The following is a 13,408-nucleotide window of genomic DNA, read 5'->3' as shown; positions in this document are numbered from 1 at the left end:
TTTTAAATAGTATAACTTAAAAAATTATTTTATAAAAATAGTTTATGATTTTAAAGATGTATTGTTTATTATGCTACTTATTCCTCTCATCATTTTATTTATTCCACCTTTTTTGATCATTTGTATTATTTTTTTTATGTTATTAAATTGTTTTAATAGCAAATTTATTTCCTGTATTGATAACCCTGATCCTTTTGCAATTCGACGTTTTCTTGATCCTTTTATAAGTTCTGGTTGTTTTTTTTCTTTTGAAGTCATAGAATATATTATAGTTTCCATTTGTAATAATAGTTTTTCATTTATATTATTGTGAATGGAATTAAATATTTTCGTTTTTTTTGGTAATTTTCCTAATATTGTAGTGATATTTCCCAGTTTTTTAATTTGTTTTATTTGTATTAATAAATCGTGGTAATCAAATTTTTCTCGACTTTTTATTGTATAAGTTAATTTTTTAATGTTTTTTTTATTAATTTTTTTTTCAATATTTTCTATAATAGATAAAACATCACCCATTCCGAGAATTCGGTTTACAACTCTATTGGAATGAAATACTTCAAATTCATTCAATTTTTCTCCAGTACTTATGAATTTAATTGGTTTTTGTGTAATATATTTCATTGAGAGTATAATGCCTGCTCTGGCATCACTATCTGTTTTAGTTATAATAAATCCGGTAATAGGTATATTATTACTAAATTTATGAGCAATATTTACTGCATCTTGACCTATCATAGCATCAATAACTAGTAGAGTTTCTATAGGTTTCGTTTCTTCATATATATTTGAAATTTCATTCATCATATATTCGTCAATATGCAATCTCCCAGCAGTATCAATTAATAATGTATCATACAATTTTAATTTAGCGAATTTTAACGCTTCTTTAGCTATTATTATTGGATTTTGATTGGTATTTGAAGGGTAGAAATCAATTTTTGCTTTTTTCGATAATAGTTCTAATTGTTTTATGGCTGCAGGTCTATATATGTCTGTAGATACTGCTAAAATTTTTTTCTTATAGGTGTCTTGTATCATTTTTCCTAACTTTGTTATACTTGTTGTTTTTCCTTGTCCTTGTAGTCCAATTACCATTATTACCGTTGGGACTTGTTTTGATAAATTTAAATCATTGTTTCCTTTTCCTAATATTTTCGTTAATTTTTCTTTTACTATTTTTATTAGTTCTTGTCCAGGAGTGAAACTTTTATTGATATTACTACCAATAGCGCTCTTTGATACAGAATCTATAAAACTTCGTACTACTGATAATGCAACATCTGCTTCTAGCAAAGTTTTTCTTACTTCTCTTAAAGTTTCTTTTATATTATTTTCAGTTAATCTTCCTCTGTTAGAAAGTTTATTAAAAATTTTTAAAAATTTATCGGTTAAATTGTTAAACATAACTTTTACTCTATAGTTAATTAAAAATTATTTTAGTAAGTTTTTTAGAAGAATTAGATTTATTTTTGGTATTTTAAATATAACTTTGAAATTTAATTGCGTAATTAGATTGCGTATATTTTAATTTTAGCATCAATCATAAATTAATATAATATCATTATTTATAATATGAATTGAATATAAAAATAGTATAAATAACATGTTTTTAGTTTTTTATTTCATAATAACGTATGTATTTTATTTGAATTTTATAAATATTGTTTTAGAACATTTTTTTAAAAGAACCAAAGTATAATGCTCTATTTTCCTATGTGGATTAAATAGAGCTGTATTAAAGATTATGGTAACTTATAGAATTATAAAGGATATTTATCTGCTGGATAACATCCTAATGTTTTAACTGAAGTAATGTTTTTTAATTCGTAAAGAGTTTTTTTCATTTGATTAGTGCTAATATGATTTTTAATATCAATAAATATTATTACATCTGATGATGTTTTAGAAAGAATATGAGATTTTAGTTGCCTAATTTTTAAATTGTATTTTTTGAGTATTTGAACTATTTCTTCAATTAGGTGATTATTATTTTTGATTGATATCATAATTGTTGTTATAGATGGTATATTCGTTGGCACATCTTTGTTTTTTTTTCTTAATATTATAAATCGAGTTGCATTATTTTTTAAATCAGAAATATTTCTAGATATCACTTTTAATTGATATTTTTTCTTACATTTTTCATTTCCTAATGCGGCAGATCTGAAATTAGTATCATTAGATACTGTTTTCATTGCGTCAGTTGTACTATCGGTATATTTTAGTTTCCAATCAGGAAAATGTTTAATAAATTTGTTGCATTGTATAAATGGTTGTTTATGACTATAAATTGTTTTAATGTTAACGAATTGAGTTTCTTGCTGAGATAGTAAACAGTGATTGATAGGAATATTAATTTCTCCAATTATTGATAATTGAGTGTGTATTAAAATAGTATATGTTTCATGAATTGATCCAGAGGTATTATTTTCAATGGGTAGTACTGCATAATCAGATTTATTTTGTTCTACGTGGTTGATGATTTCTTGAAAATTATTGCAATAGTTTTTTTTAAAAAATTGGTAATATTTTTTAGCGTATTTTTGAGTAGCTTCATAAGAATATGATCCGAAGTCACCAAGAAAAGAAAAACTTTTTAATTTTTCGTTTTGGTAATGGTTATTTTTTATCCAATTATTTTGAGTTATAATTGAATTGTTAATGATAATACTAAATAAATTATAAATATATTTTTTATCAAGGTTGTTTATTTTTCCAAACGCAATAAGATCATTTAGCAATGATTGTTCTCTTTCTATATCTTTTATCGGATAGTTTTTTTTAGCTTTTATTTCCGCTATTTGTATTGCTATTTTTTTTCTTTTAGCGAGTAAAGTAATTAAATTTTTATCTACAGTATTAATAATATTGCGTAAGGCTAGTAAAGCACTCATAGACGTCATATTGTACTACCTTTCTATCTGAATTTAATGTATAATTTTAAAAAATTATTTTTTTGTGTTTTTGTTGAAATTTATAATAATATTCTATGTTGAAATTACGTTCTTATTTAAGAATAATAGCATTTTAAATTTAATTATATGAGTATAAATCAATTGAAGTTTTTATCGTGCAATATTGCCTGATAAGTATTATAAATTCAAGGTAGAGAAATATATTCACATAACGTTTTCATTATGTTTAAGCATTTTAGATGTTAACTTTTTAATTTTTATTTGTAATACTTAAAAATTTTAATTATTTTTCGAAAGTGTTAATTTCATGTTGAATAAGTATTTTAGTAATTTATATATAAATTATTTATAAAAAAATCGTATTAAATCATTTTTTATTATAAAAGTTTTGGTTAATATTTTAATATTATTAAATTACTATTAATTAAGATAGTATTTATATTATAAATTTTTTATAATAAAAAATTTAATTGTATATGGACAATGTAATATGAAAAGTTTTTCTGCTAAAAAACATGAAATAGAGCGATCATGGTATTGCATTGATGCTGAAGGATGTATTTTAGGAAGATTAGCTTCTGCTATTGCGCTTCGATTGCGCGGAAAACATAAAGTAGAATATACTCCTCATGTAGATGTTGGTGATTATTTGATCGTTATTAATGCTAGTAAAATAAAAGTAACAGGTAAAAAATATACTGATAAAATTTATTATCATCATACTGGATACATAGGAGGTATTAAAAAAATAACATTTAAGGAAATGATATCTCGTTTTCCTACTAGAGTTATTGAAACTGCAGTAAAAGGCATGCTTCCAAAAGGACCTCTTGGTCGAGATATGTTTAAAAAACTTAAAGTATATTCTACGAAGTATCATAGTCATATAGCACAAAATCCAACAATGTTGGTTATTTAATTGAGAATATAAATAATGAATACAGTATATAATTATGGAACTGGTCGTAGGAAAAGTTCTTCTGCTCGAGTTTTTCTAAAATCTGGAAAAGGAGAGATTACAGTTAATAATCGTTCATTAGAAAAATATTTTGGATGTAAAACTACTTTAATGATAATAAAGCAGCCTTTGGAATTAGTTAATATGCTAAATAAATGCGATTTGTATATTACTGTTAAAGGCGGTGGAACTTCAGGACAAGCTGGTGCGATTCGTCATGGAATTACTCGTGCATTAATAGAGTATGATTCGTCTTTTCGAAATACGTTAAGGAAATCAGGTTTTGTAACTCGAGATTCTCGTCAAGTAGAAAGAAAAAAAGTAGGTTTTAGAAAAGCGCGGAAACGACCTCAGTTTTCTAAACGTTAATTTTAATAAAATCTATTTTTAAACTTTAGATTTAGTGCCCGGAATAAACCGGGTAAATTTTTATTTGATGAGATAATGTTGAATGAAAAAGTAGAATTTCTATATTTTTAGATATATTAATAGTTATATTTTATTTAGTTTTAAAATTTTAATATTAGCACAATTATTAATTATGTTTCATCTTAAATTTTCTATATAGAAGTTGCATACAATTTTTTATTTTTTACTTTATATTAAATATTGTGTTGTTTGTAAACAAGTTCATCTTTTTCTATAAAATTTGAAATGTCTTTACACATTTCTTGAATTCCAATGTTATGTATGGACGAAATTAAATAATAGGGTTGCGTAAGTTTAAAATTTTTTTGAATAAAATTAGTAATTTTTTTTATTTCATTTTGACTCATTAAATCAATTTTATTAAATATCATCCATACTGGTTTGTTATATAATTTTGTGCTATAACTTTTTAGTTCTTTTAAGATGATTTGTATATTATTTAATATAAAACGTGGGTTTTTTATAGAAATATCAATTATATGTAATAATAGGTTACATCGCTCTAAATGTTTTAAAAATTGAATTCCTAGTCCATATCCTTTTGAAGCTCCTTTAATCAATCCTGGTATATCAGCAATAATAAAATTTTTGGAATTTTTAATTTTTACTGTTCCTAATACGGGTATTAATGTCGTAAAAGGATAATTTGATATTTTAGTTTTTGCTGCTGATAAATTACTCACTAAAGTAGATTTTCCAGAATTTGGTAATCCTAGTGTACCTACGTCAGCTAACAATATTAGTTCTAGTTTGATTTCTCTTGTTTCTCCCTTTGTTCCTAAAGTTCGTTTTTTAGGGGTTCTATTGATTGAAGATTTAAATCTTGTATTGCCTAATCCATGCCATCCACCTTTAGCTATTAAAGTTAATTGTTTATTATTTTTAATATCATCTATTATTTCGTTAGTATTGTTGTCAATAATTCTTGTTCCTATGGGTACTTGAATAATAATGTCTTTTCCTTTTTTTCCTGATTTTTTTTTGTTATTTCCATTTTTTCCATCCTGAGCTTTAAAATTTTTTTTGAATCTAAAATCAATTAAAGTATTTAAATTTCTATTAGCCTGCAACCAAATGTTACCTCCATTGCCTCCATCACCTCCATCAGGTCCTCCTTTTGGGATATATTTTTCTCGTCTAAAACTAACACATCCATTTCCTCCATTTCCAGCAGTTATATAAATTATTGCTTGATCTAGAAATTTCATTTTAATGTCCTTGTGATGATTTTTAGAGATATATGTTATTGTTCTATAAATTTTTTATTTTATTTTTGGATTAATTTACATACAGTTTCATTTTGTACATAAATAAAAATACTTATATAAGGAGATTTTTATTTATGTACAAAATGAAAATATTAGTGTTATTGCGCAATGACATTTACATATGTTTTATTTTTTAATCCTTTTTTTGTAAATTTTATTTTTCCTTTAGTAGTAGCAAATAATGTATGGTCTTTTCCACATCCTACGTTTGTGCCTGCATGAAATTTTGTACCTTTTTGACGAACAATAATACTTCCTGAAAGTACTAATTCTCCTCCAAAACGTTTTATTCCTAATCTTTTGGCATGTGAGTCTCTTCCGTTTCTGGTTGACCCTCCTGCTTTTTTATGAGCCATTTATTAATTCCTTAATGTTTGTGAATATTTGTAATTAAAATTTCAGTGAAATGTTGGCGATGACCTTGGTTTTTTTTATGATGTTTTCTACGATTAAATTTAATTATATTAATTTTTTTGTTACGTCCATGTTTTATAACATTAGCCGATATAAAGCTATCTAATAATAGAGGTTTTCCTATTATTACTTCATTTTTATCTGAAATCATTAAAATTTTTTCAAATTGTATATTGTCTCCAATTGAGTGGTGTAATTTTTCTAACCTAATTGTTTGCCCTTTTTTAGCTTTATATTGTTTGCCGCCATTGATAAAAATTGCGTACATAATTTTGTTCCATATTATAGTTGTTTTTTGATTTTTTAAGTTGAATTTTTTATATTATTAAAAAATATTCAGTAAGTAATGCGTTCATTGTGTTAGTAGTTTTTATAATAGAACATTATAATTAAACAAATTTTATGCAATGCTGAGTATTTTTTCTAAAAATTATTTTAATGTGCTGAGTTTAATGTTTTGAATTGAAATAAACATATAATGTATATAGAAAATTTTTTAAAAGTTTCAAAATTTGTGTTAAATAGATTTATTTATTTTAATTTTAGCTCCTATGGTGTTAAGCTTTTTATAAAAATTTTCATATCCTCTGGTAACGAAATGAGAATTTGCGATAATTGTTTGTCCATACGCAATGCATCCAGCTAATATCAAACTAGCTGACCCCCTTAAGTCTAATGCAGTTATCTTAGCTGAATTTAATTTCTTAACTCCATAACAAAAAACTGAACGTTTTCTTATTATTGCCATTGCTCCCATTTTTTTTAATTCAGGTATGTGTATAAAGCGATTTTCAAATATTGTTTCAGTAACTATGCTTGTTCCATTTGATATTAAATTTAATAGTGTAAATTGTGCTTGTAGATCAGTTGGAAATCCTGGATATGGAGAGGTTATAATATTAGTTGCTGTAGGACGAATATTATTCATATTAAGACTAATCCAATCATTTCCTATTTCTATTTTTGCTCCTGCTTTAGTTAATTTTTGTAGAACAGATGTTAACATTTTTGGTTGAGTATTATGGCAAACAATATGTCCATTAGATATTGCTGCTGCTATTAAAAAAGTGCCTGTTTCAATTCTATCTGGTATAATTTTATATATGCTTCCATGTAGTTTATTTACTCCTTGGATGACAATTTTTTTACTTCCGGCTCCAAAAATTTTGGCTCCTAAGCTGTTAAGAAAATTAGCAACATCAATGATCTCAGGTTCTTGCGCAGCGTTAGATATTGTAGTAATTCCTATAGCTACAGCAGCTGTGCTCATAATAGTAATAGTTGCTCCTACACTTTTTTTAGATAATACAATGTTAGTTCCTTTTAACTTTTTCATTACTGATCCGATAATGTGATTATCATGTATAGTGATACTAGCTCCTAATCGAGTAAGTCCAAATATATGTAAATCAATTTTTCTACTTCCTATTTTGCATCCTCCTGGAAAAGATATTTTCGCATAATTAAATCTTGCTAATAAAGGTCCTAAAATCCAAATTGAAGCACGCGTTTTTTTTGTCATATCGTTAGGTATGGTACAATTTTTAATGTCACTAGAATCTATATATATTGTTTTTTTAACTTTTATTTTAACTTTTAATTTAGTTAATATTTTTATTATATTTTTAGTGTCTTGAAGCATCGGAACATTATGTAATTCTATTGGTTTTTCAGACAATATTGATGTTATCATTATAGGTAAAGCAGAATTTTTTGAACCGGATATTTTTATATCGCCAGAAAGGTGAGTAGGCCCGGTTATATAACATTTTTCGTTTTTCACGGATTATTTTTTATTTTTTTCCATTCTTTTAAAGAGTATGTTTTTATTGAAATAGAATGAATAGTTTTATCTATAATATAGTTCATCAATTTAGAATAAATTATTTTTTGTTTTTCTACTTCGCTTTTATTGTGAAATACATCGTCAATAGCTATTATTTCAATGTAGTTATTATTTCCAGTTACTTTTACCTGATGTAATGATAGAGATTGAATGAGTAAATGTTTGATTTTCTCTGTAATCATTGGTTGTAATCCTAATGAAAGTATATTATATAATGTCAGAATATTTTTTATGAATGCGTTTACTATTATAAACGGCATATAAATATATGTATATAACTAAAGTTGTTAGTGTAACTTTTAGCTGCTAATTTTCAATGTTATAGAAGTAATTGTCATTTTATATGCGACATGAATAGTAGTCATATTTTTTTAGCTGAAATTTGTGAATGCATATTATATTTTTAGTTATATTTCTGATTGATATAAATATAACATTTTAATAGATTGTTAAATAATTTTATAAAAATATATGATTTAGTTTTTTTAGGATATTTTTATGAGTATATTACATATTTTATTATTTCGACATATTTTACTATATTGTACTTGAGTTATGTTTATGAGGAGTGAATATGAACGATAAAATCCCAATGACATTATTAGGTGCCGAAAAGCTTCGTAGAGAACTTGAAATACTTAAAAAAATAAAAAGGCCTAAAATTATCGCTTCTATAATAGAAGCTAGGCAACATGGTGATTTGAAAGAAAATGCAGAATACATTGCAGCTAAAGAAGAACAAAGTTTTTGCGAAGGAAAAATTAAAGATATTGAGTTAAAGTTATCTAAAGCACAAATAATTGATATTACTAAAATAAAAAATTATGGAACTGTAGTTTTTGGATCTACAGTAACTATACGTAATATTAACACTAACAAAATTTTTACTTACCGTATTGTAGGTGATGATGAATCAAATTTTCGATTAAATTTAATTTCTATTAATTCCCCTATGTCTAGAGGTTTAATTGGAAAAAAAAATAATGATGTTGCTATAATAGAAACTCCATCTGGAAATGTAAAATATGAAGTTCTAAATATACTATATATATAGTAAACGATGGAATTGTATAAAATAAATTTTATGGTTTATGATTGCATTATATATTTTTTAAATAATATGGATATATTTATTTTTTTATAAATTTAATAAGTAATATAATATTAATAGATATAGTGAATTATCAATGTGGTGATAATATACGATTTTTTAAAGTTTTCTTATTAAATTTGATGTTTTTAAACATAGGAATATTTTAAAATACACAAATATTTTATAATTATTGCTGTATATTATTACTGATTCAAACTTGTATTTTAATTATTTTATTCAAGAAGTGGTATTATTAATGTCAAAAACTCGTTCTTTGAGTTCAAAAATATGGTTAAAACGACATAATAAAGATCGATACGTTAACTTAGCTTGGAAATATAATATTCGTTCTAGGTCACATTTTAAGTTAGATCAAATACATAGTGTTACTCAGTTATTTAGAAAAGGTATGACTGTGATGGATTTAGGGTCTTCTCCTGGAAGTTGGTCTGAATATGCTAAAAAACAAATAGGAAGAAGAGGGTCTATTATAGCATGTGATGTATTACCTATGTTACCAATTAGAGGTGTTTTTTTTATTCAAGGAGATATTAGAGATCCAAAGTTTTTTAATTTTTTATTAAACCATGTAAAGGATAAGAAAATAGATTTGATTATGTCTGATATAGCCCCTAATATGAGCGGATTTTATTGTATTGATCATTGTCGTTCTATAGAATTAAATCAATTGGTGTTAAAAATTTCTACGCAGTTATTATTCGATAATGGAAAGTTGGTAATGAAATCGTTTTATGGAAAACAATTTCGTACGTTAATTGAAAAAATTCATGTCTTATTTTTTAAAGTACAAATTTTTAAACCAAATGCATCTCAAACTCGTTCTAAAGAAGTATATATTATAGCTTCTGGACGAAGAAAATAAATATTTTATTTTATTCAATAGTTTTAAATTGTGAGGTTAATCTCTTGAGTGATATGGCTAAGAACCTAATTCTTTGGTTGGTAATTTCGGTTATATTAATGTCTATCTTTCAGAATTTTAATTATAATAGTATAAATTATAGAAAAGTCGATTATTCTACTTTTTTATCAGAAGTCAATCAAGATCAAATTCGCGAAACATATATTAATGGACGTGAAATTCATGTAATAAAAAAAGATAATAGTAAATATATAACTTATATTCCTATAAATGATCCCAAATTGCTTGATACTTTGTTAGTAAAAGATGTGAAAGTAATAGGAGTTATACAGGAAGAACCAGGTTTTTTTACTTCTATTTTCATTTCATGGTTTCCTATGTTGTTGTTAATTGGAGTGTGGATTTTTTTCATGCGTCAAATGCAAATTGGTGGTGGAAAAGGTGCTATGTCGTTCGGAAAAAGTAAAGCTAGAATGTTACCTGAAGATCAAATAAAAGTTACTTTTTCTGATGTAGCAGGATGTGATGAAGCAAAGTCTGAGGTAAAAGAATTAGTAGATTATCTGAGAGAACCTAGTAGATTTCAAAAGTTAGGAGGGAAAATACCAAAAGGGATATTAATGGTGGGTCCACCTGGAACTGGAAAAACTCTTTTAGCTAAAGCAATTGCGGGTGAAGCTAAAGTTCCTTTTTTTACCATCTCAGGTTCTGATTTTGTAGAAATGTTTGTAGGTGTAGGGGCATCTAGAGTTCGTGATATGTTCGAACATTCAAGAAAGTCTGCTCCATGCATAATTTTTATTGATGAAATTGATGCTGTGGGTCGTCAAAGAGGAACGGGATTAGGTGGCGGACATGATGAGCGAGAACAAACATTAAATCAAATGTTAGTAGAAATGGATGGTTTTGATGGAAATGAAGGAATAATCCTTATTGCTGCAACTAATCGTCCAGATGTTTTAGATCCTGCTTTGTTAAGACCTGGTAGATTTGATCGCCAAATATTTGTGGCATTACCTGATATTAAAGGTCGCTCACAAATAATTAAAATTCATATGAAAAAATTGCCTTTGGGAAAAGATGTAGATCCTATGATTATAGCTCGTGGCACTCCTGGATTTTCTGGAGCAGATCTGGCTAATTTAGTTAATGAAGCAGCATTGTTTGCAGCTCGTACTAATAATCAGGTAGTATCAATGTTTGATTTTGAACGAGCAAAAGATAAAATTATTATGGGGACTGAAAGAAGATCAATGGTAATAACAGATAAGCAAAAGGAGTCTACAGCATATCATGAAGCAGGGCACGTTATTGTAGGTAGATTAGTACCAGAACACGATCCTGTACACAAAGTAACTATTATTCCAAGAGGTAGGGCATTGGGGGCAACCTTTTTTTTACCGGAAGATGATATATTGAGTGTTAGTAAAAATAAGTTAGAAAGTCAAATATCAACATTGTATGGAGGTAGATTAGCAGAAGAAATTATTTATGGTATGGATAATGTTTCTACAGGTGCATTTAATGATATTAAGGTGGCCACTAGCTTAGCTCGAAATATGGTTACGCAATGGGGTTTTTCGGAAAAATTAGGTCCTCTTTTGTATGCAGAAGAAGAAGGTGAGATATTTTTAGGCAAAACAGTATCAAAATCTAAACATATGTCCAATGAAACTGCGAGAATTATAGATGAAGAGGTAAAAGTTTTAATTGAGAAGAATTATAAAAGAGCTAAAGATATATTAGATAAAAATTTAGATATTCTTCATTCTATGAAAGATGCATTAATAAAATATGAAACAATTGATTTTCATCAAATTAATGATTTAATGAATAGAAAACCTGTCAAGCACCCTGATGGGTGGAATGAAGATAATGATTAAAAAAGAAAGGTGTTTATTGCATATAGTATTTTAATTAGTCAAGTTGAAATATATTTGATTATGTTTTATAAAATTATACTTTTAAAATTAATGAAAATTCATGTAAATAAATTGATGTATATTTTTAGTGTGCTAAATTACTATCTCTTAAAATATGAAATTAAGAGATAGTGCTATGTTCTTTATACAATTTTTTTATAAGAATTGATAAATTATTAATTTTTATCAATTTTAATTTATTGTGTACTTGTATAGAATAACATGCAACAATTATTTATATAAGTTAATTTTATTGTTAGTATATAGTGTTTAAATATCATATTATTTTTTGTTGTTTGAATATACAATTATTATATTTTTATTAAATGAGATGATAACTTGAATTTTAAAAGATATTTTGGAACAGATGGAATTCGTGGAAAAGTTGGAAAATTTCCTATTACTCCATATTTTTTCTTAAAACTTGGTATTGTTATTGGAAAAATTTTATTTAAAAATAATTTCAAAAGAACAATAGTTGGAGTGGATACTCGAATTTCTAGTCGCATGTTAGAATCAGCATTAAATGCAGGTTTGTCTTCTTCTGGAATTTTGGTAATGTCTACAGGTATCATTTCTACTCCAGCTATTGGATATTTAACAAAATTGTTAAAATTAGAAGTAGGGATAGTAATATCTGCGTCTCATAATTTTTTTGAAGATAATGGCATAAAACTATTTTTAAAAGATGGTGTTAAACTACCCGTTGCTTTAGAACGTGATATTGAAATAGCTCTTCTAAAACCTATTTCTTTTTGGAATATTTCATATGTATCTTCTATTATGAGAATTGGTTATGCTCATTTAGAATATATTAAATTTTGTAAGTCGTTATTTCCAACAAATTTTAATTTAAAAAATTTTAAAATTGTATTAGATTGTGCTAATGGTTCTACTTATAAAATTGCACCTAAAATTTTTAAGAATTTTAATGCAAATTTAATTACAATTGCTGTTTGTCCTAATGGATATAATATAAATAAATCTTGTGGATCAATGGATGTTAGAAATTTACAAAAAATAGTTTTATCTGAACAAGCGGATTTAGGTTTGGCTTTAGATGGTGATGGTGATCGTATAATTATGATTGATCATTTTGGAAATAAGATAGATGGCGATCACATTTTATATATTTTAGCAAAATTTTATTTGCATCATAAAAAAAAGCAAGAAGGTGTAGTTGGAACTATAATGAGTAATAATGGATTACTTGTAGCATTAAAAAAATTAAATGTTCCTTTCATTAAAGTGGATGTAGGAGATAAAAATATAATACAAAAGTTAAGACAAAAAAAATGGAGATTTGGAGCAGAAAGTTCTGGTCATATTGTTATATTAGATAGTTCGCCTGTGTGTGATGGTATCATTGCTAGTTTGCAAGTTCTGAAGGTCATGATGAAAACTCATGCAAGTCTTTTTCAATTATGTTCTGAAATAAAATTGTTACCTCGAATAATAATAAATGTATATTTTGATAAAAAAAATATTTGTGTTAAGTATAAAGAGATAAAAGTTTTATTTTTTAATTATGTAGGTATGTTAGGTCCATTAGGAAGGATATTTTTTAGAAAATCTGGAACAGAACAATGTTTTAGAGTTATAATAGAAGATGAAAATAAAAGTGTAGTAACATTTATTTCTAATCAATTTAAAAAAATTTTTTGATTATTGTGAGTATTT

The 13,408-nt window shown here is 25.7% G+C and carries 13 protein-coding genes; 6 read left to right on the top strand and 7 right to left on the bottom strand.

Going from position 1 to position 13,408, the window contains the following annotated elements:
* Positions 1–42: 42 nt before the first annotated feature.
* On the bottom strand, positions 43–1,404 hold the full coding sequence (gene ffh / locus U0T55_01815) for a signal recognition particle protein (protein XBC42656.1): 1,362 nt from the start codon (positions 1,402–1,404) through the stop codon (positions 43–45).
* Positions 1,405–1,760: 356 nt separating this feature from the next.
* The gene (locus U0T55_01810; protein ID XBC42655.1) at positions 1,761–2,903 is read right to left on the bottom strand and encodes a chorismate mutase; all 1,143 of its coding nucleotides are present in this window, start codon (positions 2,901–2,903) and stop codon (positions 1,761–1,763) included.
* 502 nt (positions 2,904–3,405) lie between these two features.
* Between U0T55_01810 and rplM the strand changes: the two genes are divergently transcribed.
* The gene (rplM, locus tag U0T55_01805; GenBank protein XBC42654.1) at positions 3,406–3,834 is read left to right on the top strand and encodes a 50S ribosomal protein L13; all 429 of its coding nucleotides are present in this window, start codon (positions 3,406–3,408) and stop codon (positions 3,832–3,834) included.
* 15 nt (positions 3,835–3,849) lie between these two features.
* Entirely contained in the window at positions 3,850–4,242 is a 393-nt protein-coding gene (gene rpsI, locus U0T55_01800) for a 30S ribosomal protein S9 (GenBank protein XBC42653.1), read from the top strand.
* A 233-nt stretch (positions 4,243–4,475) separates the two neighbouring features.
* On the opposite strand, the gene cgtA is transcribed toward rpsI, so the two are convergent.
* The 5 genes from cgtA to U0T55_01775 form a co-directional block, all read right to left on the bottom strand.
* Positions 4,476–5,510: an Obg family GTPase CgtA gene (gene cgtA, locus U0T55_01795; protein ID XBC42652.1), complete on the bottom strand. Its 1,035-nt coding sequence runs from the start codon at positions 5,508–5,510 to the stop codon at positions 4,476–4,478.
* Positions 5,511–5,668: 158 nt separating this feature from the next.
* On the bottom strand, positions 5,669–5,926 hold the full coding sequence (gene rpmA, locus U0T55_01790; protein XBC42651.1) for a 50S ribosomal protein L27: 258 nt from the start codon (positions 5,924–5,926) through the stop codon (positions 5,669–5,671).
* Positions 5,927–5,937: 11 nt separating this feature from the next.
* The gene (gene rplU / locus U0T55_01785; protein XBC42650.1) at positions 5,938–6,252 is read right to left on the bottom strand and encodes a 50S ribosomal protein L21; all 315 of its coding nucleotides are present in this window, start codon (positions 6,250–6,252) and stop codon (positions 5,938–5,940) included.
* Positions 6,253–6,501: 249 nt separating this feature from the next.
* Positions 6,502–7,767, bottom strand: a complete 1,266-nt coding sequence (gene murA / locus U0T55_01780; protein XBC42649.1) for a UDP-N-acetylglucosamine 1-carboxyvinyltransferase — start codon at positions 7,765–7,767, stop codon at positions 6,502–6,504.
* Complete coding sequence (locus U0T55_01775) at positions 7,764–8,012, bottom strand: BolA/IbaG family iron-sulfur metabolism protein (GenBank protein ID XBC42648.1); 249 nt, start codon at positions 8,010–8,012, stop codon at positions 7,764–7,766. The genes murA and U0T55_01775 overlap by 4 nt, the downstream gene beginning before the upstream one ends.
* 392 nt (positions 8,013–8,404) lie before the next feature.
* Here U0T55_01775 and greA point away from each other — a divergent pair, with 392 nt between their 5' ends.
* The 4 genes from greA (at position 8,405) to glmM (ending at position 13,393) form a co-directional block, all read left to right on the top strand.
* Positions 8,405–8,884, top strand: coding sequence for a transcription elongation factor GreA (gene greA / locus U0T55_01770; protein ID XBC42647.1), 480 nt, complete (start codon positions 8,405–8,407; stop codon positions 8,882–8,884).
* Positions 8,885–9,179: 295 nt separating this feature from the next.
* Positions 9,180–9,806 carry an SAM-dependent methyltransferase gene (locus U0T55_01765; protein XBC42646.1) on the top strand — a complete coding sequence of 209 codons (627 nt, stop codon included), beginning with the start codon at positions 9,180–9,182 and terminating at the stop codon, positions 9,804–9,806.
* Between the two features lie 53 nt (positions 9,807–9,859).
* Positions 9,860–11,689 carry an ATP-dependent zinc metalloprotease FtsH gene (gene ftsH / locus U0T55_01760; protein ID XBC43070.1) on the top strand — a complete coding sequence of 610 codons (1,830 nt, stop codon included), beginning with the start codon at positions 9,860–9,862 and terminating at the stop codon, positions 11,687–11,689.
* A 378-nt stretch (positions 11,690–12,067) separates the two neighbouring features.
* On the top strand, positions 12,068–13,393 hold the full coding sequence (gene glmM / locus U0T55_01755; protein ID XBC42645.1) for a phosphoglucosamine mutase: 1,326 nt from the start codon (positions 12,068–12,070) through the stop codon (positions 13,391–13,393).
* Positions 13,394–13,408: the final 15 nt, after the last annotated feature.

Origin of the sequence: Buchnera aphidicola (Kaburagia rhusicola ensigallis), assembly GCA_039830025.1 — a bacterium.
Lineage (GTDB): Bacteria > Pseudomonadota > Gammaproteobacteria > Enterobacterales > Enterobacteriaceae > Buchnera_B > Buchnera_B aphidicola_AW.
The sequence above is the reverse complement of the archived record's forward strand: the minus strand, read 5'-3'. Positions and strand labels throughout refer to the sequence as shown.